Origin of the sequence: Luteitalea pratensis, assembly GCF_001618865.1 — a bacterium.
GTDB lineage: Bacteria > Acidobacteriota > Vicinamibacteria > Vicinamibacterales > Vicinamibacteraceae > Luteitalea > Luteitalea pratensis.
This window is the reverse complement of record NZ_CP015136.1, coordinates 4818697-4838783: the sequence shown is the minus strand read 5'-3', so window position 1 is coordinate 4838783 and position 20087 is coordinate 4818697. Positions and strand designations below refer to the sequence as shown.

The window sequence follows — 20087 nt, the reverse complement described above, 5'->3', positions numbered from 1 at the left end:
GGCCTCCTGAAAGAACTGGGTCGTGACCCATCCGTGAACACGCTCACACCGTGACGCCGCTGGCCTGGGTCAGCGCGGCCAGGCGTTCCGCGCCGACCGGCTCGACGGCCTGCAGTCCGACCACCGCGTAGCGGCGAGCGTGCTGCGTCGCGACGTCCTCGATACGCGAACGCTCACTGGCGGCGCGCTGCTGCAGCAGCGGAGACGTCGTGCGTGCGACCGCCAGGCTCTGGTTGACGACCCACGCCCAGGGTTCGATGCCCGCACGCCGGAGATCGGCCTGCAGAGCTGCGGCCTCGAGGACCGGCGTGGTTTCCGCGAGCGTGACGATGAGCACCTTTGTCTGCTGCGGATCCTGCAGCTGCATCAGTGGCGTGGTCATGTGCATGCCACTGCGGCTCATCTGACGTGTCACCTCGCGGTGATAGGCCCCCGTGGCGTCGAGCAGCAGCAGCGTGTGCCCCGTTGGCGCCGTATCCATCACGACGAAGGACTGGCGCGCCTCGCGGATGATGCGCGAGAAGGCCTGGAAGACGGCGATCTCCTCGGTACAGGGCGAACGGAGATCTTCTTCCAGCATCGCGCGGCCGTCGGCGTCGAGGGCGCGCCCCTTCGTCTGCAGCACGCGCTGGCGGTAGCGCTCGGTCTCGACGTGCGGGTCAATGCGACTGACCCGCAGGTGTTCGACCTCATCTGCCAGCGTCTGCGAGAGGTGGGCCGCCGGATCGGACGTCGTGAGGTGGACCGGTAGTCCCCGTCGCGCGAGGGCCGCGGCCACCGCGGCGGCAATGGTCGTCTTGCCCACGCCACCCTTGCCCATCAGCATGACGAGGCCATGCCCATCGGCGGCAATCGCGTCAACGAGTTCCTTGAGGCTTCCCGTGCTGATCGGGTCTGGCTGTGCCGAGGCGACCGGGAGGCTGGCGGCGTCGTCCGCGAAGAGGCACCGCAACGTCCGCACGCCCACGAGATTGAAGGGCTTGAGCGTCACCTCGTCTCGCGGCAATGTCCGCAGCGCGTCGGGCATGGCCTGCAACGCGGCCTGCTCACGGCGCCTGATGCTGTCGGCGAGGGGGTCGCCGTCGACCGCGGCCGTGGGCAACACGCCATTCACGACAAGGTGGTGGCGAGTGATGCCGATTGCGGTCAGCTCCTCGTGTGTCCGTGCGACCTCGGCGAGCGAGGAGTGCTGCGCGCGTGTCACCAGCACCATGCGGGTCCGTTGCGCGTCGGCCAGCGCATCCACCGCGCCCTTGTACTGCGCCCGCTGCTTCTCGAGGCCCGCCAGTGGTCCGAGACACGAGGCGTCGCCCTTGCCGGACTCCAGGAAGCCGCTCCACGCGCCCGGCAACTGCAGGAGGCGGATGGTGTGCCCGGTCGGCGCGGTGTCGAACACGACATGGTCGTAGTCCCTTGCGATGCCTGTATCGGTAAGCAGGGCGGTGAACTCGTCGAACGCCGCAATCTCCGTCGTGCAGGCCCCCGACAACTGCTCTTCGATGCTCTTCACCACGCCTTCCGGAAGGACGCCCCGGACCGGCCCGACGATGCGATCGCGATAGGCCTGCGCAGCTTCCTCGGGATCGAGTTCGAGCGCGGACAGGCAGGGCACTTCCGGAATGGGTGTCACGCGGTTGCCGATGGGCAGGCCAAACACCTGGCCGACGTTTGAGGCCGAGTCCGTGCTCACGAGCAGCACGCGCGCGCCGGCATCAGCCAGATGCACCGCGGTGGCGCACGCAATCGAGGTCTTGCCCACGCCGCCCTTGCCGGTGAAGAACAGGTAGCGCGGGAGATCGTCGAGGAACTGCATGGTCGTGCTCCCGTCTCAACAGCAGTCCGGACCCGAGCAGCAACTGGTCGCGACCGGGATGGTTCTGGACACTTCCAGGCCAGACCATTGCGCGAGTTCTGCGCGCTGCGGGTAGCGGCCGGCCATCGCCACCTCGCCGTCCACGAGCACCACGGGCAACGCAGCCGGCCCGGAGCGTTCCAGCAAGCGCACGATCACGGGCCGGGCGGCAAAGGCGGTCGGCTGCTGTGCGAGGTTGAAGCGCTCGATCGCTGCGCCTTGCTGGCGCGCCCACTCCACGTCGGCGGCGAAGGTGACGAGCGCTTGATCGATATCAGTGCCACAGACGCCGGTGCTGCAGCACAGGGCAGGGTCGAAGACGTGAATGTGCGACATGGGAGACGTTTTTTCTAGGAAGCGATGCCTGGCTGTGGCTCGGGGAACCAGTGACGCGTGCGGGTGCACACGGCGCAGACCGAGAGCATGACGGGCACCTCGATGAGGACGCCCACGACGGTGGCCAGGGCGGCGCCGGATTCGGGACCGAACAAGGCAATCGCCGTGGCGACGGCCAACTCGAAGAAGTTGCTCGCCCCGATGAGTGCGCCGGGCGCTGCAATCGCGTACTCGACACGGAACAGGCGCATCAGGCCGTAGGTCAACGAGGAGTTGAAGTAGACCTGGATCAGGATCGGCACGGCGATCAGCGCGACGTGCAGCGGCTTGCCCAGGATGTTGTTGGCCTGGAACGCGAAGATCAGCACGAGCGTGGCCAGCAGCGCCAGCATGCTGATGGGCGCGAACCGCGGGAGCAGTTCCGACTCGAACCACGCGGTGCCCCTGCTCCCCACGAACCAGTGGCGCAGCAGTACACCCGCGACGAGCGGGACGACGATGAAGACGAGCACCGAGTACAGGAGGACCATGAACGGCACCTCGAGTGAGGAGGCCCCGCTCACGAGATACCGCACGATCGGCGCAAACAGGATCAGCATCAGCAGGTCGTTCACCGAGACCTGCACCAGCGTGTACGCCGGGTCACCATCGGACAGATAGCTCCACACGAACACCATGGCGGTGCACGGCGCCGCCGCCAGGATGATGCAGCCCGCGATGTACTGGTCGGCATCGGCCGTCGAGATCCAGGGGCTGAACAGGACGCCGAAAAAGACCCACGCGATGAGCGCCATCGAGAACGGCTTGACGAGCCAGTTCACGAACAGCGTGACGAGCAGGCCGCGCGGCCGGCGACCCACGTTGCGGATCGCGCCGAAGTCGACCTTCATCATCATCGGGGTGATCATCAGCCAGATGAGGACGGCGATCGGGATGTTGATCTGGCTGCCGTCGCCGAACTCGAGCCCCCGCAGCCCGTCCATGAGCGCCGGGGCCAGCATGCCGAGCGCCACGCCGGCGATCATGCACAGGCCCACCCAGAGACTCAGGTAGCGTTCGAACGGGTTCAGTCGTTTCGTCGCCATCACATCGCCCCCAGGAGGGCCTTGAGCCGCTTCAAGGCGGACGGGACGATGCAGTAGGCCGCGCGCAGCCCCGTCTCGTTCACCTGCACCAGGCCGGCGGTGCGGAGGATCCGCAGGTGCTCGGACACCGTCGACTGCGCGAGCGGCAGTTCGTCGACGATATGGCAACACATCCGCGCGTCCTTGCTGGCGAGCATCCGCAGGATCCGCACGCGGACCGGGTGGCCGAGGGCTTTCGCGAAGGTCGCGAGCTCTTCGTCGGCCGCTGGGTCTTCGACCGCAGCCGCCAGCCGGTCCAGCGCGTCTGGCGTCTCAGGGGGGCAACAGGCCGCGGGACCAGGGGAGGGGCCTGAACGCTTCTGTTTGGAGGGCATGGCAATCGTCTATCGTCGATTGACGATATCACGCCCGGAGCCGACCCTGCCGCAAATCGAGACGATTGGCCCGGTTCATTGTCGTTTGCGTCCTTTTCGCATCGTCCCCGTCTGTAGGAGCAGAGAGCGTCTACCGGAAAGACAACGATGCAGACTTCCACACCCGATCAGATTCGCGCGACCGTCCGCCAGGTGTACGGCATGGTCGCCACCGAAAAGCCGAAGGCCGGTTGCTGCGGGGGAGGGACTTCCTGTTGCGGGCCGACAGGATCGTCCTCGACGCGGCTCGGCTACTCCGACGCCGATCTCGCTGCCGTGCCCGACGGGGCCGACCTGGGCCTGGGCTGCGGCAATCCGCAGGCGATCGCGGGCCTTGCGCCCGGAGAACGGGTGCTGGACCTGGGGAGCGGGGGAGGCTTCGATGCCTTCCTTGCCGCGCGCCAGGTCGGTCCTACCGGAAGCGTCATCGGCGTGGACATGACGCCCGAGATGATCGGCCTCGCTCGCGCCAACGCCACAAAGGTCGGTCTCACGACCGTCGACTTCCGCCTCGGGGACATCGAGCAGCTGCCGGTCGACGACGCGTCGGTGGACGTCATCATGTCCAACTGCGTCATCAACCTCGCGCCCGACAAGTCGACCGTGTTCCGTGAGGCCTTCCGCGTGCTGGCACCAGGCGGACGGCTGGCGATCTCCGACATGGTCGCGATCGGGGACCTGCCGGCAGCTGTCGCGGCCGACCCCGCGGCCTACACGGGATGCCTTGCCGGTGCGGCGCCCGTCGCGGAGATCGAACGCATGCTCGCCGCCTCCCGGTTCGAGCGAGTGCGCGTCACAGTTCAGGCGCACAGCCGGGATCTTGTCGAGAACTGGAGTCACGGGACCGGCGCAGCATCAGCCGTCGCGTCCGCCCTGATCGAGGCGGCCAAGCCGATGCCTGCCACACCCTCGTCGTCGAACACTGGAACGATTCACTCAGCCGCCTGCTGCGAGACCGTGCTGCTCAGTACCTGTTGTCCGCCAGAGGCCAAGTCCGCCTGTTGTGGGCAATCGCCGCAGGCCAGGACGTGCGGGTGTCACGCCAACGCAGGTCAGAAGCGGTAGCATCATGAGCACGATGGCCGTCAGCGTCGATCTGCCCTGGCAGGAACTGCACGGGAACCTGCGCGCCTTCATCGGCAAGCGCGTGCGCAATGACGCCGACGTGGACGATCTGGTGCAGCGTGTGCTGCTGCAGATCGTCAAGGGCGTCGGCTCGTTGCGCGATGCTGAACGACTCCATGCCTGGGTCTACCGGACCGCCCGCAACGTGATCGTCGATCACTATCGGTCGTCGAGTATCCAGCGCGAGGTGACGAGCGGTGCGGCGGACGACCTCGAGATGGCTGGTGGTCCCGAACTGCCGGTCGATGACGAGACCATCGCCTTGCGCGAACTGGCCACGTGCCTCGCGCCCATGTTGCGTCAGCTGTCACCCACGTATCGAGAGGCCGTCATGCTGGCCGATCTCGAGGGGATCACGCAGGCGGAAGGCGCCGAGCGCCTGGGCGTGTCGGTGTCGGGCATGAAGAGCCGTGTCCAGCGCGGGCGTCGCCAGTTGAAGGCCGTGCTCGACGCCTGCTGCCGGATCGACCTCGACAGTCGCGGCGGGCTCGTCGGGTACGAACGTCGGGCGCCGGACTCCTGCACGCGCTGCGACAGCTGTGACTGAACTCAAGGGTGCGGGCCTGCGTCAAGCAAGGTTGGCGGGAACAATTGCCGGTTGCTATCCGTCTGACCTGTACCTATAGTTGCTAGTGACAACGATATGCCGCAACCTGCGTCCATCAAATCGTCTCGCACGGCCGTCGATCGGGATGCCGTCGCCCTGCACGCCGCTGTGTCGGAACTTGTTCGTGTGTATCAGTTCCGCGACCGCGACCGCATCTGCTGCCACGACATTTCGGTGACGCAGTGCCATGCCCTCGAGGCACTTGTCGCAGCTGGTCCCATGCGGCTGATGAATCTCGCGGAGCGCCTCTACCTCGACAAGAGCACCAGCAGTCGTGTGGTGTCGGCGCTCGTGAAGAAGGGCTATGTCGAGCAGCATCCGGATCCGGTGGACGCTCGGGCGACGGCGCTCAGTGCGACGAAGCGAGGACGCCAGTTGTACCAGCGGATCCAGGACGGTCTCGTCGCCCAGCAGCGCGAGCTGATTGAAGACCTCGACCCTACGGTACGAGCCGGGGTGGTCGACACGATTCGACGGCTGGCCCGTGCGGCGGATGCGCGATTTCGTGCGGGCCAATCCGTCCCGGCCGAGAGTTGCTGCGCGCCTGGAGCGACCTCGTCGGCCTGTCCTTAGTCCGTTCCTGGCCATTTGGTTGTCAGTGACAACAAAACAGACGGGAGACCTTGTATGGAGCTCACCTCTCTTCCAATTGCCATCATCGGTGCAGGCCCGGTGGGCCTTGCCGCCGCAGCGCAAGTACTCTCGCGTGGCCTCACGCCCCTCGTCTTCGAAGCGGGCCCGTCCGCTGGCGCCGCGATGCGACGCTGGGGCCATGTCCGCATGTTCTCGCCCTGGAAGTACGACGTCGACGCAGAGGGGGCGGCGATCCTGGAGCGCCACGGCTGGGTGCGTCCGGACGGCGAGACCTTTCCGACGGGCCGTGAGCTCGTGGAACAGTACCTGGAGCCGCTGGCCAGCACACGGGAACTGGCGCCGCACATCCGCTACGACTCGCGAGTGACATCGGTCGCGCGGCACGAACACGACCTGATGAAGGACGCCACGCGCGAGACCGCGCCATTTCTCGTCCGCGTCGATGGCGCCGCCGGCGAGCAGGACGTGCTGGCCCAGGCCGTGATTGATGCCTCGGGCACCACGGAACGCCCAGGCGTCCTCGGCGGGTCGGGCCTGCCGGCCATCGGCGAGCGGAGCGCGGCAGGCCGTATCGCTTACGGCATTCCCGACGTTCTCGGCTCGCAGCGTTCGCGCTACCAGGGCCGCCGCGTACTCGTGGTGGGCAGCGGACACTCGGCGCTCAATGCGTTGCTCGATCTCGCGCAGCTCGTCGAGACGGACGGCAGGACGCACATCATCTGGGCGATCAGGCGACCGGCGTTGGCGCAGACCCTCGGCGGCGCCAGGAACGATCAGCTCGCCGAGCGTGGGCGCCTCGGCGCCCGAGTACGCACGCTTCTGGACACGAATCGTCTGCAACTCGTGAGGGCCTTTCGCATTGCGCGAATCACGTCCACGGTAGCGGGGCTCGTGGTGAGCGACGGTGCGCAGGATCTGCCTCCCGTCGACGAGATCATTGCCGCGACGGGCTTCCGCCCCGACTGGTCGATTCTTGGTGAAGTGCGTCTCGATCTCGATCCTGCCGTCGAGAGCCCGCGTGCGCTCGCGCCCCTGATCGATCCGAACGTGCACAGTTGTGGAACCGTGCGTCCGCACGGCGCCGAGGAACTCAAGCATCCGGATGCGAACCTGTTTGCGATTGGCATGAAGAGCTACGGCCGTGCCCCGACGTTCCTCCTCTTGACGGGATACGAGCAGGCCAGGTCGGTCGTGAGTGCGATCGCAGGCGATTGGGACGCGGCGCGTCGGGTGGAACTCGTCCTGCCGGAGACTGGCGCGTGCTCGCTCGATCGCGACGAAGCACCGACCGTCGCCTGCTGCGGTAGCGCGCCCGCGCCCCTCGAGGTCCTCACGGCAACCCCTGTGGCCGTTCGCGTGGGCGCCGGGTGCTGTGGCTGAAGAAGTCGCGCCGACGATGCCACGCCGTGCGCTCGTCGGCTTGGGGCTGGGCCAGTGCATCAACTGGGGCGTCCTGTACTACGCCTTCGCCGGGCTGCTGCTGCCGATGGCGACCGACCTCCGAGCCACTCCCTGGGTGGTCACGGGCGCATTCTCATCGGCCTTGCTCGTTGCGGCCCTGGCCGCGCCGGTGGTGGGGCAGTGGAGTGACCGTGGCGAGGCGCCGCGCATCATGCAGATCGGCGGCGTCGCGGCGACCGTGTTGCTCGCCGCCTCGGCCTTCGCGTCACACGTCTTCCACCTGTACGTGATCTGGGCAGCGCTCGGCTTCTGCATGGCCGCCACACTGTACGAGCCGGCGTTCGCGATCGTCGGACGGCGGCACAGCAATGCCGCCGGACGCCTTCGCGCGCTGGCGTTCGTGACGATCTTCGGTGGGCTTGCGAGCACGGTCTTCCTGCCGCTCACGGGCTGGCTGATTGGCGAGGTCGGGTGGCGGCGCGCTGTGGTGGCCCTCGCTGCCTGCATCGGCGCGTCCACGCTCATCACATGGTGCGTGGCGTGCCGGGATGCGGCAGCACGCACGGAACCTCTGGCGCAAGCAGTTCAGCGAGCCGCATCACGCAAGCCCGCTGTAGGCCTTCAGCCAATGCTGGTCACCTTCGCGTTCGTCAGCCTCGCCGGCACCGCCGTGATGTCCAACCTCGTTGCCGCGCTGAGCGAGCGAGGGTTCACGGCGGGAACGGCGGCGACCTTGGGCGGCCTCTTCGGTGTCATGCAATTGCCCGGGCGTGTGCTGCTCCTGCAGGCGGACGACCACACGTCACCGTCTGTGCTGCTCGGCGTGAGCCTCTGCCTGCAGGCCGTCGGGCTGCTCGCCTGGGCGGTGGTGCCGTCCGACACCGCGGTGGTCCTCGGGCTGGCGGTGTTCGCCGTGGGCGCCGGGCTGTCCACGCTCGTCCGCCCTTACCTGGTGCAGAACGAGTTTGGCGCCGAACAGGCCGGGCAGTTGAATGGCCGGATTGCCCGCGCCCAGCAACTGGCTCGAGCCGCTGGCCCGGTTGTCGCGGGAGCTTTCGCGTCATTAGCCGGGTATCGCTTCGTGCTTGTGGTGCTCGGCGCGACCTTCGCGGCCCTTGCATTGGCGTCGCCGTCGCGGTCGGCTTCAGCGTCCCCAATTCGTCCTTTGTGAGATCGGCCCATGTCGTGCAGCATCCGCCTTGCCACCGTCGATGACGCTCCGTCCATCACGGACATCTACAACCAGGGCATTGCCGAACGGACCGCGACATTCGACACCGTGCCTCGTACGACTGCCCGACATCGAGATGAGGATCGGCGAGATCGAGCGCTATCCGATGCTGGTGGCCGCGTCGGATGGCCGCGTGCTCGGGTGCGCCAGCCTCAGCAGCTACCGACCACGAGACTGCTACGCCGGCATCGCGGAGTTCTCGATCTATCTGGACAGAGCAGCGCGGGGCCGCGGTACGGGACGTGTGCTACTGATGGCACTGATCGACGCGGCTCGTGAGCGAGGTTTCTGGAAGCTCGTGTCGCGCATCTTCCCGTTCAACACGGCCAGTCGTGCCCTCTGCGCGGCCTGCGGGTTCCGCGAAGTCGGCATCTACGAGAAGCACGCCCCGCTCGACGGACGCTGGCTCGATGTCGTCATCGTCGAGCGGCTTATCCCAGAGAATCTGCAGAGCCCCATTCGTTGTGAGAACTGACAAGAACCAAGGGCGCAACCCACGCACGGTTGCGCCCTCGTACGTTCGCTTGACGGGATCAGAATCGCAGCTTGGCACCAAACTGCATCACCCGAGGCCCGCCGACGGTATCGGCGATCATGCCGAAGTCGGTGGAGGCATCCCCGATGACGTTGTTCGGCAAGCCGAAGTTCACGTTGTTTAACAGGTTGAACACATCCCACCGCAATTCGACGCTGGAGCGGGCGCCAACCCCGAAGACCTTCGCCAGACTCAGGTCGATCCGGCGCTGCCAGAGTCCGCGGAGCACGTTCCGACCGAGATCGCCGAAGCCCTCGTTCTCGGGATACCCGCCGGCGGCCGAGAGGGGTGAGCACAACACGCCCTTGTTGAAGGCTTCGAGCGTCGGGTCCGAACCAGCTTGGCGCAGGTCATCGAGCGAACCGCACAGGCTCGGCCGACCAAAGGCCAGGCGATAGAGCCCACCCGAACCCAGCTTCAGGTCGTTGTAATTCGCCGCGTCGTGGCGTTCTGCCCCGCGGCGAAGATTGAATAGGGCCTGCCGGACTGTAATTGCACGAAGCCAGAGAGTCGGAAGCCGTCCAGGAGGCCGCTTCTCGGCACCTCGTAGACGAAGCTGCCGCTGACCGGTGTGCCGAGCGTCGGCCACCGGGTCGATCTGAAACCAGAGTGAGCCTCCCCTAGGAACTTGCGTGCGGCATCAGGTCAGCTCCTTCGAGTTCGACAACTCGGGCTCGAAGGACTAGCCGCGAACCCCTGGCAGCGCGGTCGGGAGACGACACTTCAGTCGGCAATCCATCGACTGCGGCATGACGGTCTGCGACGATGCGAAGGGTGGACTGCCCGTCATCGACGGCCGCGGTCGAGCATTGACAGCCTCGCAGTGTGCGCGCATCGTAGAGGCGTGAGTGGACTGTTCCGCCGCGTGCTCGTCTCGCTACTCCTGCTGGTCCTGCCGGTCAGCAGTGTGGGCGCGTGTGGCGGGTGGGAGGCGACTCCCGAGGGCCGCATGGCCTGCTGCGCACACCACGAGTCGTGCGCCGGCGCCGCCAGCCGTTCGCACGTGACGAGCCAGGCATCGGCCGATAGCTGTTGCGCCAGCAGCGAGCAGCGACCAGTGGAGCAGGCAAGCCACGCCGTCGTCGCGTCAATGCCCGCCCCCGCCGCCGTCGAACCACTCGTCGCGCCCGAGACGCCACCGGTCACCCTGCTGTCCCCTGCGGCACTGGACCTACCGGCTGCTGCCGTGGAGCGTGTGCCCCGACACGTTCTCCTGGTTACCTTCCTGATCTAGTCGCCACCCCCGTCGTGTCGCTGCCCGGCGCGCCCTCGTGCGTGGGGCAGTCGTCTCCACGCCTGCGTGCAGGCATGAACGGCCGTGGTGATTCGTGATCAATTCGCTCGTCGAACTGTCGGTCAAGAACCGACTCATCGTCCTCCTGCTGTACGTGTGCCTGGCTGGTTGGGGCTGGTGGGCGCTACGCCATACGCCCATCGATGCCATCCCTGACCTGTCGGACAACCAGGTCATCGTCTTCACGGACTGGCCGGGACACAGCCCCCGCGAAGTCGAGGACCAGGTCACCTACCCGCTGACCACCACGCTGCAGGGGCTGGCTGGAGTGCGGGCGGTGCGTTCGCAGTCCGCGTTCGGGTTCTCGATGATCTCGGTGCTCTTCGAGGATAACGTCGACCTGTACTTCGCCCGCTCGCGCGTGCTCGAGCGCATGAGTCTCGTCACGCGCACATTGCCTTCCGGCGCGACGGCCACGCTCGGCCCAGACGCGACGGGCGTGGGCCATGTCTTCTGGTACACGGTGGAGAGCCGCACGCACTCGTTGCGCGACCTGCGCAGCCTGCAGGACTGGTTCATCCGCTACCAACTGACCGCCGTTCCTGGCGTCGCGGAAGTCGCGTCGGTCGGCGGGCTGGTGCAGCAGTACCAGATCGATGTCAATCCCGATCGGCTGCGGACATATGGCCTGCCGCTCAGTGCGGTGGTCTCCGCCGTCCGCGAGAGCAACGTCAATGTCGGCGGCAACGTGATCGAGTCGAGCGGCGCCTGGCTCATCGTGCGCGGCGTCGGCTTGATCACCTCGGTGCACGACGTCGAGCAGATCGTCGTCGGGGCGTCCGGTGGTGTCCCGGTCTACGTGTCGCAGGTGGCCGAGGTCCACGTCGGGGACGCGTTTCGTGTCGCGTCCCTGGTCAAGGGCACGACGGAGGCCGTTGGCGGCGTCGTGGTCGCTCGCACGGGCGTCAACACCAAGGACCTGATCGATCGCGTCAAGGCACGCATCGCGGAAATCTCGCCAGGCTTGCCCCCGGGCGTCTCGATCGTCCCGTTCTACGACCGCTCGCGCCTGATCGAGCAGGCGGCGGGGACATTGCGGCGGGCGTTGATCGAGGAGATCGTCCTCGTCACGTTGGCGCACGTCGTGTTCCTGATGCATCTGCGCTCGATCCTGATCGTGACGCTGCCCCTGCCGCTCGCGGTGTTGACGGCGTTCCTCGGGATGTACTACGCCGGGGTGTCCTCGAACATCATGAGCCTGGCCGGCATCGCCATCGCCATCGGCGTCCTCGTGGACGCGGGCATTGTCGTCACCGAGAACGCGTTCCGCTCGCTCGAGCAGGGCCGCATCGACACGGCCGATCGGCCCCGCGTGTGGCACACCGTGGTCGCGGCAACCCATGTGGTCGCGCGGCCGGTGTTCTTCTCGATGGCCATTGTCCTGCTCGCGTTCGTGCCCGTCTTCGCGCTCACCGGCCAGGAAGGGAAGCTGTTCCACCCTCTGGCACTCACCAAGACCATCGCGGTCCTCGCCGCAACGGTCATCGCCATCACGCTGGTGCCCGTACTCTGCACGTACCTGCTGCGCGGCACGCTGCATCCCGAGGAGGCGAACCCGGTGATGCGAGGGTTGCGGCGCCTCTACCGACCGGTGCTCGAATGGGCACTGACGGCTCGGGCGTGGGCGCTTGGAGCGGCGTCCGTCCTGTTTGTCGGCGCGCTCGTGCTGGCGCGCGGCATTGGCAGTGAGTTCATGCCGCCGTTGAACGAGGGCGACCTGCTGTTCATGCCGATCGCCGATCCGAGCATCTCTCTCGAGGAGAACACGAAGATTGCCGCGCGACAGAACGCGGCGTTGCTCGCGTTTCCTGAAGTCGCGCACGTGGTGGCCAAGGTCGGACGCGCGGAGACATCCACGGATCCGGCGCCCCTGAACATGACGGAGACCATCGTCCAGTTGAAGCCGCCAGAGGCGTGGCGGCCTGGGATGACCCTCGAGCACTTGCGTGCGGAGATGAGTCGCGCGGTGCAACTGCCTGGCGTCTCCAGTATCTGGACGATGCCGATCATCAACCGGATCGACATGCTCACGACGGGCGTGCGTTCCGAGGTGGGTGTCAAAGTGTATGGCAGCGATCTCGAGGTCCTCGAAGACCTCGCCGCGCGTGTGGCCGACACACTGCGACGAGTGCCGGGGGCGGCCAACGTCTACCCGGAGCGCGTCACGAGCGGACAGTACCTGAACATCGAGATCGACCGGACGGCGGCGGCGCGCTACGGCATCCGGGTCGGCGACGTGTCGCAGGTCATCGAGACCGCGATTGGCGAGACGACGCTCACGACGACGATTGAGGGGCGTCGCCGCTTTCCGGTGCGGGTCCGCTACGCGCCGGCCTACCGCACCGATCCCGCAGCCCTCGGCAACGTGCTGGTTGCGGCACCCTCGGGCGCGCAGGTGCCGCTCGCCCAACTGGCCCGCATCGAGCACGCGCGCGGCCCCGCCATGATCTCGTCCGAGAACGGGCTCCTGCTGGCCACCGTGCTCATGAATGTGCAGGGACGCGATCCGGGAGGATTCGTGGCCGCTGCCCAGGCAGCCGTGGCTCGCGAGGTTCGCCTGCCGGCCGGCTACTTCGTCGGGTGGAGCGGACGCTGGGAGAACCAGGTGCGTGCCAGAGAGCGGCTGCAGGTCGTGGTGCCGGGGGTCCTGATCGTCATCTTCGTCCTGCTGTACTTCACGTACCACTCCGCGCTCGAAGCCGCGCACGTCCTCCTGGCGGTGCCTTTCGCGCTGACCGGCGGGGTCTACCTGCTCTGGCTGCTCGGCTACAACTTCTCCGTCGCGGTGTGGGTGGGGTTCATCGCCTTGTTCGGCACCGCCGTGCAGACCGGCATGGTGATGGTCATCTACCTCGAGGAGGCGGTCGAACGAAAGCGGCAGGCACTCGGCGGGACGCTCACGCGCACGGGCCTGCACGATGCCGTGATCGAGGGCGCGCTCCTGCGGCTGCGGCCCAAGGTGATGACGGTGTCCACGGTGGTGGCCAGCCTGCTCCCGATCATGTGGAGCACGAGTGTCGGTGCCGAAGTGATGAAGCCGTTGGCGACGCCGGTCCTCGGCGGCATGGTGTCGTCGCTGCTGCACGTACTCGTGATCACACCCGTACTGTTCTTCTGGATTCGCGAGCGGCAACTCGGGCTCGGGAGCGAGGCGGTAGCAGCGCAGCAGAGAGGCTCTCGGCCTTCACGCCGCGCCGTCGCGACGGCGCTCTTCGCCGTGGCTGTTGTGACGGGCGCCGTCTGGTGGAGCCGGTCACGCGCGGTTGTTTCCCAGCCGCAACGGCTCGCCGAACGGGTCGCGAAGACGATTACCGCAGGCGAACTCGACATCGTGGTGCTCGCGTCGTCGGGCGCCCTGCGGCTGGGGCGCAACGCGTTCACCATCGAGTTCCGACAGAGAGGCACCGAGCGACTGGTGGCTGTGCGCGACGTCCATGCGACGGCCGCCATGTCGATGCCCGGGATGGTGATGTCGGCGGGGCTGACGGTCGAGCCGACGGATGTACCAGGTCGCTATCGCGCGACCGCGCAGTTCGACATGGCCGGCGCCTGGCGCATGAGCCTCGACTGGTCAGGGCCCGCGGGACGCGGGTCGGCCAATTTCGAAGGAGTGGTGCAGTGATTCGGGTGATCGCATTGACCGTGCTCGTCGTCCTGACGCCAGCGTGGGTACCGGCACTGGCCCAGTCGACCGGAACCATACCGATCAAGGCGTCCGACCTCCTGGACGAATCCGAGGGGCTTGCGCTCGCAGATGCCATGACCCGCGCCGTCGAAGGCGAACCCGAACTGCGTGCGGCCAGATATGAGGTGGAGGTCTCGCGCGCGGTGACGAAGCAGGCCGAGCTCCGGCCGAATCCGTCGATTTCGGTCGAACGCCGCGAGGAACCGTCAGGGACCGACAACCTCACGGCGTTTGCCGTCGATTGGCCGCTTGACCTCTTTCGGCGAGATGCGCGCGTCAGTGTGGCGACCCTGGACGCGGATACCGCGGCGCGCACCTACGACGACCGGATCCGGCGGCTCCTCGGCGAGGTCCGGGACGCCTACGGCGCGGCCGCCGCGGCGGTGCGGGAGATCGTCGTGCTCGACGAGCTCATCGCGGCTGGTACTCGGCAACTGGAGGTGTTGAGCGCCAGGGTCACCCAGGGTGCCTCACCACCGCTGGATCGCAACGTGCTCGCGGTGGACGTCCGCCGGCTGGAAGCCGATCGCATGTTGCAGGCGGGGCGCGCCGTTGTCTTGATGATGCGACTGAAACGGTTGATTGGACTCGCACCGGAGGCACCCCTCCGCCTCCGGCACACGATCGAGTCGCTCGTCCTGCAAGACACTGCCGTGGTGCCAACGGCGCTGCCCGAAGCCGGGGTCGTCGACCGGCGACCCGACCTGCGCGCGGCCGAGACGCGCGTCGCGGCCTCGGCGGCGCGGGTGGAACAGGCGCAACACGAAGGCCGTGTCGACGCCGGCGTGTTCGGGAGTTACATGCGCATGAACTCCGGCTTTCCGCAGCAGGGCATTGGCCCGGGCGCGACGTTGGAGCGCGTGCAGGGGGTGTTCCATTACGTGTCTGCCGGCCTCCGTGTCTCGCTCCCGCTGTTCAATCGGAACCAGGGGGCCCTCGAGGCAGCGGAGGCACAACACACTGCGGAAGAGGCAAAACGAGACGCGGTGCGCCTGGAGGCGCAGACGGAACTCGCCGCAGCTCGCGCAGGTGATGCCGCGGCGCAATCGGCGCGCATTCACGTTCGAGAGGCCAGGGTGCAGGCCGCGGAGAATCTGGCGGTGATTCAGCAGGCGTACGACCTCGGGAGACTCCGAATCTCCGACGTCCTCGTGGAGCAGCGACGCTTCCTGGAGTTGGAGCGCGAGTACACCGAGGCCCTTCGCCTGGCCTACGAAGCACGCACCGCGTTACGCCTCGCGACGGGAGACGTCCGATGACGGGAACGTCACGCTTCACGATCAGTGGTCGGCTCGCGCTGTTCGCGGCTCTCGTACTCATCGCGGCGAGTGTGAGTGTCACGTACCTCGTCCTGCGGCCGGCATCGTCGGTCGTGCGAACCTCAGCCGACGCAGCGGCGGCGCAACGCGGGCCAGCACACTCCTCCTTGGCTGGCGAGTCGCCGGCACAGGCGTCGCGGCCGATCGTGGTGCCTGTCTCCAGGGAAGCGGCGGAGCGTGCCGGCATTCTCGTGGCGACCGTGGGTACGACCACTGGCGCGACGACATTGCGCGTGCCGGCCGTCATCGAGCCGAACGCATACCGCAGCGTTGCCGTGACCGCCCAGGTGAGTGGCCGTGTCACGCGCGTGGCAGGAGAACTCGGTCAGCGTGTCAGCCGCGGGCAGACCCTGGCCGAGATCTACAGCCCCGAACTCGCCGAGGCCCACACGAAGTACACGTCGGCACAAGCGCGATTACGCGCCCACGATCAGGAGTTGCGGCGCACACAGCAACTGGTGCGGATCGGCGCCGCCAGCCAACAGGAGCTCGACGGCGCCCATGCCGAGCACGCAGCCCAGACCGCCGAGGTCCAGAGTGCACGGTCGCGCCTCACCCTGCTGGGGGTGCCAGGGGCGGCACTCGAAGGCGGGTCCGAGGAACGTCCTCTCGAGACCACCAGCCATGTCCCGGCGCCGATTGCCGGCGTCGTCACGGAGCGTGCCGCCAACGTCGGACTGAACGTCGATCCCGCGATGATGCTGTTCAGGGTCGTCGATCTCTCTCATGTCTGGGTGGTGGCGAGTGTCTATGAAAAGGACTTCGGCGTGTTGCGGGTTGGCGCACCGGCGGTGGTACGGGTGGCCGCGTACCCCGCGTTGTCGATCGACGGGCGCATCAGCTACATCGACCCGCAGGTGAACCCGGAGACGAGGACGGCTCGGGTCCGCGTCGAGGTGCCGAACACCGCGGGCGAGCAGCTCCGCCTCGGGATGTACGTCGACGTGGAACTCGCCGGCGCGGCGCCGGCCGTGGTGACGGTGGTGCCGCGCGAAGCGGTCCAGACCATCGCGCAACGCACGGTCGTCTACAAGGTCAACCCTGCCAACGCAGGCGAGTTCATCGAGCAGACAGTCACCGTGGGGCGTGCCGATGGCACAACGATCGTGGTGTCAGAAGGACTCTCCCCTGGAGACGTCGTCGCCACCAAGGGCAGCTTCTTCATCCGGGCAGAGCGCGAGCGCCTGGGCCTGGGCGGGCCGGCGCCGCACGCCTCGCCGGTGCATCCCGCGGTACCCGTTTCCCCCGTGTCGGCTGGGGGCAAGGTTCAGGACATCGCTGTTCAGGTGACTGAGCGAGGTTTCGAGCCGGCCACGATCCGCGTGCGGAGGAGCCAGGCCGTCCGGCTGACGTTCACGCGTACGACCGATGCCACATGTGCGAAGGAGGTCGTCGTCCCAACATTGAAGATCCGGCGCCCGTTACCTCTCGATACGCCAGTGGCTGTCGAGTTCACGACCCACAATCAGGAGATCGCGTTTGCCTGCGGCATGGACATGCTGCGTGGCACCGTGCTGGTCCAGTAGGAAGATTGCGACTGTGACAGCGTGCCGTCCTCGTCAATCGCGCCCAGTGTGTAGAAGGAGCAGCTCGCGCACTCTGCACCATCGAGGGTTGCCAGTACGGCCCGGCACCTCTTGGTTCGCAGCAAAAGCCGCTGAGCCGACAATCCGATTTGACGCGTCTAGCGCTCATCGTGTCTCCGTTCAAGTCGGTCCTGCCACTTGCCGGCGCCCCACATCGGCTGCACGTGCTAACGCGTCGCGATGGACGCTCTGGCGGTGGCTCCCACCATGGCGCCTCAGAGCAACACTCGCCAGTGGAGGCGGCGGACCCGCGCCCGCGTCCGGCCTAGCCCGAGCATAAATTGCACGGAATAGCGCGAGTCGGGTTGGTGCGCGCCGCCTGATTTCGCCACTTCCGTGGAGAAATAGGGGAGGGACGCGGGACCGGTCCCAACGGTCGGTGCCGTGGCTGACGCGCAGCGCCGAAACCCTGAGCCCGCCACCAGTGCCCGTCCCGCTCGACGCTGTGGAACTCCACGCAGTCGACCGGCCTGCAGTGCCGTAGCCGCGCGATGCTTGACGTAGCGTCCCGCCCATCGTTCGGCGGGACTAGAGCGCACCACGGCCAAGGCGGGGGAGCGGTAGCAAGACGTGATGCGTGGATAGCCGCCTTCAATGGCGAGAACTTGCGCGCAGACTCCAGAATGTCCGTGCAGATAGCTCCGCTGGCGGGCCGCACTGACGACTGCCTCCGGCCCTCGGCTCCGCGCCAGCTCGCCTCGGGCTCGAGTCCACTTGGCACGATCCTCGCGCGATTGGAGCAACCCCGAATTCGAGGGCGGATGGAGCATCTTCCGCGTTTGAGTTCTGTCCGAGCGAGACTGGCCATCACCACGCTCGCCGCGGGAGCACAGCGTCGGCTTCCACGGATCAGCCGGTCGCGGCTGCCTGAACTATTCGCAGCAGGATCAGGCAAGCATTGGACAGCTTTGGTACTGGATTGCTCGCCACAGCAGTAGTCTGATGTAGCAGATGGATTCTGTCGCACGGGTCGAGGCCAATCGGCGGCGCATGGCTGCCCTCCTCGCCGAACTAACGACCGGGGAAGGACTGCGGTGCTCCCTCCTGGAGGACGTGAAGCTGGGACGGGCCGATCGGTGTTACGGGCGTGCACCGGTGCTGTACGAATCCAGCCTCTACATCGTTGCGAGCGGCCGCAAGATCGGCTTCATCGGCGATCGTCGCTTCGTTTACGACCGCAACAACTACCTGGTGCTTGCGGCACCGCTGCCGTTCGAGTGTCAGACCGAAGCCGACGACGAGGGCCCGATGCTCGGGGTCTCGGTGCGCATCGTACCCAGCGTGGTCAGCGAACTGGCCGTGCACATGCCGGCCCGGCTGCGTGCCGGCAACACGGATCGTCTCGGCTGCGTCGAGGCCACGCCACTCGATGTCGCGATGAGCGACGCGGCGGTTCGACTGCTCGAATGTCTGCGCACGCCAATCGACGCGCAGATTCTCGGGCCGTCCATTGTGCGCGAGCTGGTCTATCGTGCGCTTGGCGGTCCACAGGGACACCTGCTACTGGCGATGCTTGGTCGCCACGGCCAGGCATCGCAGATCAACGCCGCGCTGCAGTGGATCCACAACCGGTACGCCGAGCCCTTCAGCGTCGGGCGCATGGCCCGCGACGTCGGCATGAGCGTGTCGGCATTTCATCATCAGTTCAAGGCACTCACGGCAACTTCGCCCGTGCAATACCTGAAGTCGGTCCGCCTTCACAAAGCCCGGGCCCTGATCGTCAACGAGGGCTCGGGCGCCGCGACGGCCGCTACCACCGTCGGATACGAAAGCGCGTCGCAGTTCAGTCGCGAATTCAAACGCTTCTTTGGTGCGAGCCCGGCCGACGAGGCCAAACGCGTGCACGCGATCATCGCCGAACCGGCGGCGGCCGACGCCCGCGCCGTCAGCTAAATCCTCATTTCTTTCGGAGCAATCATGTCCACTGCATCCGCGCCGTTGTCTCAGTCGGCCCGTCCCTCCGTCCGCGCCGCGCGCGCCTGGGCGGCACAGAGCGCGACGTCGCCCCTCGCGCCCTTCTCCATTGATCGCCGCGAGCCCCTGCCCGACGATGTGGTGATCGAGATCCTCTATTGCGGGGTCTGCCATTCGGACCTGCACCAGGTGCGCGATGAATGGCATTCGTCGATGTACCCGATCGTGCCCGGCCACGAGATCGTCGGTCGCGTGACGCGCGTGGGCACTCACGTGACGAAGTTCCGTGAGGGTGACCTCGCCGCCGTCGGCTGCATGGTAGCCTCGTGCCAGCGCTGCGCGCCGTGTGCCGCAGGCCTCGAGCAGTACTGCACCAACGGCAGCACGCTCACCTACAACGGACCGGACCCGGTCCTGGGCGGCCCGACGTTGGGCGGCTACTCCGAGAGCATCACGGTGAAGGAGTCGTTCACGCTGAAGGTGTCGGATCGACTCGACCTCGCCGCCACGGCTCCGCTGCTGTGCGCCGGCATCACCACGTACTCGCCGCTCCGGCACTGGAATGCCGGACCCGGCAAGAAGGTGGGCATCGTCGGTCTCGGCGGGCTCGGCCACATGGGCGTCAAGTTCGCCCGGGCGTTCGGCGCACATGTCGTCCTGTTTACGACGTCCGCGGCCAAGGTGGAGGACGGACTGCGGCTGGGCGCGCACGAAGTCGTGGTCTCGAAGGACGACGATGCCATGAACAAGCACACGTCGTCGTTCGATTTCATCCTCGACGCGGTGTCAGCCGATCACGACATCAACGCATACCTGGCGCTGCTCAAACTCGATGGCACGTTGACCCTCGTCGGTGCACCAGAGCGTCCGCTGCCGGTCAGTGCCTTTAGCTTGCTGACGGGACGCCGTCGCTTCGCCGGCTCAGGCATCGGGGGCATCAAGGAAACGCAGGAGATGCTCGACTTCTGCGCCGAGCACGGCATCGTCAGCGACATCGAAATGATTCGCATCGACGAGATCAATGACGCGTACGAGCGGATGCTGCGCGGCGACGTGCGCTACCGGTTCGTCATCGACATGGCGTCACTCAAGGCCTAGAAGCAAACGGTG

General features: G+C 67.0%; 16 protein-coding genes and 1 pseudogene. 12 read left to right on the top strand and 5 right to left on the bottom strand.

The features are described 5' to 3' along the window. Nucleotides 1-43: 43 nt before the first annotated feature. From arsA to LuPra_RS20130, 4 genes are read right to left on the bottom strand one after another with little or no spacing between them, the layout of a single operon-like run. Nucleotides 44-1813 (bottom strand): arsenical pump-driving ATPase, encoded by a 1770-nt coding sequence (gene arsA, locus LuPra_RS20145; protein ID WP_110172410.1) that lies wholly within the window; start codon nt 1811-1813, stop codon nt 44-46. Between the two features lie 15 nt (nt 1814-1828). After that, entirely contained in the window at nt 1829-2188 is a 360-nt protein-coding gene (arsD, locus tag LuPra_RS20140; protein ID WP_110172409.1) for an arsenite efflux transporter metallochaperone ArsD, read from the bottom strand. A 14-nt stretch (nt 2189-2202) separates the two neighbouring features. Continuing rightward, on the bottom strand, nt 2203-3273 hold the full coding sequence (arsB, locus tag LuPra_RS20135; protein ID WP_110172408.1) for an ACR3 family arsenite efflux transporter: 1071 nt from the start codon (nt 3271-3273) through the stop codon (nt 2203-2205). Beyond that, complete coding sequence (locus LuPra_RS20130; protein ID WP_110172407.1) at nt 3273-3647, bottom strand: ArsR/SmtB family transcription factor; 375 nt, start codon at nt 3645-3647, stop codon at nt 3273-3275. The genes arsB and LuPra_RS20130 overlap by 1 nt, the downstream gene beginning before the upstream one ends. Nucleotides 3648-3794: 147 nt before the next feature. Between LuPra_RS20130 and arsM the strand changes: the two genes are divergently transcribed. From arsM to LuPra_RS20100, 6 genes and pseudogenes are all read left to right on the top strand, one after another. Beyond that, nucleotides 3795-4751, top strand: coding sequence for an arsenite methyltransferase (gene arsM / locus LuPra_RS20125; RefSeq protein ID WP_110172406.1), 957 nt, complete (start codon nt 3795-3797; stop codon nt 4749-4751). A gap of 4 nt (nt 4752-4755) precedes the next feature. Then, nucleotides 4756-5358, top strand: a complete 603-nt coding sequence (gene sigZ, locus LuPra_RS20120; protein ID WP_110172405.1) for an RNA polymerase sigma factor SigZ — start codon at nt 4756-4758, stop codon at nt 5356-5358. Nucleotides 5359-5454: 96 nt separating this feature from the next. Further along, on the top strand, nt 5455-5991 hold the full coding sequence (locus LuPra_RS20115) for a MarR family winged helix-turn-helix transcriptional regulator (RefSeq protein ID WP_201792160.1): 537 nt from the start codon (nt 5455-5457) through the stop codon (nt 5989-5991). 54 nt (nt 5992-6045) lie between these two features. Beyond that, nucleotides 6046-7392, top strand: a complete 1347-nt coding sequence (locus LuPra_RS20110) for an NAD(P)-binding domain-containing protein (protein WP_110172404.1) — start codon at nt 6046-6048, stop codon at nt 7390-7392. A 16-nt stretch (nt 7393-7408) separates the two neighbouring features. Continuing rightward, the gene (locus LuPra_RS20105; protein WP_157899452.1) at nt 7409-8584 is read left to right on the top strand and encodes an MFS transporter; all 1176 of its coding nucleotides are present in this window, start codon (nt 7409-7411) and stop codon (nt 8582-8584) included. 9 nt (nt 8585-8593) lie between these two features. Further along, a pseudogene (locus LuPra_RS20100) lies at nt 8594-9119 on the top strand (arsinothricin resistance N-acetyltransferase ArsN1 family A). 58 nt (nt 9120-9177) lie between these two features. Here LuPra_RS20100 and LuPra_RS20095 read toward each other — a convergent pair. Beyond that, nucleotides 9178-9768, bottom strand: a complete 591-nt coding sequence (locus tag LuPra_RS20095; protein ID WP_110172402.1) for an outer membrane beta-barrel protein — start codon at nt 9766-9768, stop codon at nt 9178-9180. A gap of 255 nt (nt 9769-10023) precedes the next feature. Between LuPra_RS20095 and LuPra_RS20090 the strand changes: the two genes are divergently transcribed. The 6 genes from LuPra_RS20090 (at nt 10024) to LuPra_RS20065 (ending at nt 20075) form a co-directional block, all read left to right on the top strand. Beyond that, a complete protein-coding gene (locus LuPra_RS20090) occupies nt 10024-10413 on the top strand; it encodes a hypothetical protein (protein ID WP_110172401.1) in 390 nt (129 codons plus the stop codon). A 94-nt stretch (nt 10414-10507) separates the two neighbouring features. Next, nucleotides 10508-14095, top strand: a complete 3588-nt coding sequence (locus tag LuPra_RS20085) for a CusA/CzcA family heavy metal efflux RND transporter (protein WP_110172400.1) — start codon at nt 10508-10510, stop codon at nt 14093-14095. Further along, nucleotides 14092-15417, top strand: coding sequence for a TolC family protein (locus LuPra_RS20080; RefSeq protein ID WP_110172399.1), 1326 nt, complete (start codon nt 14092-14094; stop codon nt 15415-15417). Before LuPra_RS20085 ends, LuPra_RS20080 begins: the two co-directional genes overlap by 4 nt. Continuing rightward, nucleotides 15414-17003, top strand: a complete 1590-nt coding sequence (locus LuPra_RS20075) for an efflux RND transporter periplasmic adaptor subunit (RefSeq protein ID WP_110172398.1) — start codon at nt 15414-15416, stop codon at nt 17001-17003. The genes LuPra_RS20080 and LuPra_RS20075 overlap by 4 nt, the downstream gene beginning before the upstream one ends. Nucleotides 17004-18014: 1011 nt before the next feature. Beyond that, nucleotides 18015-18956 (top strand): AraC family transcriptional regulator, encoded by a 942-nt coding sequence (locus LuPra_RS20070; protein ID WP_234800480.1) that lies wholly within the window; start codon nt 18015-18017, stop codon nt 18954-18956. A 24-nt stretch (nt 18957-18980) separates the two neighbouring features. Next, the gene (locus LuPra_RS20065; RefSeq protein ID WP_110172397.1) at nt 18981-20075 is read left to right on the top strand and encodes an NAD(P)-dependent alcohol dehydrogenase; all 1095 of its coding nucleotides are present in this window, start codon (nt 18981-18983) and stop codon (nt 20073-20075) included. Nucleotides 20076-20087: the final 12 nt, after the last annotated feature.

Coding starts and splice junctions, on each gene's coding strand:
- sigZ (WP_110172405.1), top strand. CDS start 4,756: ATGAGCACGATGGCCGTCAGCGTCGATCTGCCCTGGCAGGAACTGCAC.
- arsM (WP_110172406.1), top strand. CDS start 3,795: ATGCAGACTTCCACACCCGATCAGATTCGCGCGACCGTCCGCCAGGTG.
- arsD (WP_110172409.1), bottom strand. CDS start 2,188: ATGTCGCACATTCACGTCTTCGACCCTGCCCTGTGCTGCAGCACCGGC.
- LuPra_RS20075 (WP_110172398.1), top strand. CDS start 15,414: ATGACGGGAACGTCACGCTTCACGATCAGTGGTCGGCTCGCGCTGTTC.
- LuPra_RS20115 (WP_201792160.1), top strand. CDS start 5,455: ATGCCGCAACCTGCGTCCATCAAATCGTCTCGCACGGCCGTCGATCGG.
- LuPra_RS20130 (WP_110172407.1), bottom strand. CDS start 3,647: ATGCCCTCCAAACAGAAGCGTTCAGGCCCCTCCCCTGGTCCCGCGGCC.
- LuPra_RS20065 (WP_110172397.1), top strand. CDS start 18,981: ATGTCCACTGCATCCGCGCCGTTGTCTCAGTCGGCCCGTCCCTCCGTC.
- arsA (WP_110172410.1), bottom strand. CDS start 1,813: ATGCAGTTCCTCGACGATCTCCCGCGCTACCTGTTCTTCACCGGCAAG.
- LuPra_RS20070 (WP_234800480.1), top strand. CDS start 18,015: ATGGATTCTGTCGCACGGGTCGAGGCCAATCGGCGGCGCATGGCTGCC.
- arsB (WP_110172408.1), bottom strand. CDS start 3,273: ATGGCGACGAAACGACTGAACCCGTTCGAACGCTACCTGAGTCTCTGG.
- LuPra_RS20110 (WP_110172404.1), top strand. CDS start 6,046: ATGGAGCTCACCTCTCTTCCAATTGCCATCATCGGTGCAGGCCCGGTG.
- LuPra_RS20105 (WP_157899452.1), top strand. CDS start 7,409: ATGCCACGCCGTGCGCTCGTCGGCTTGGGGCTGGGCCAGTGCATCAAC.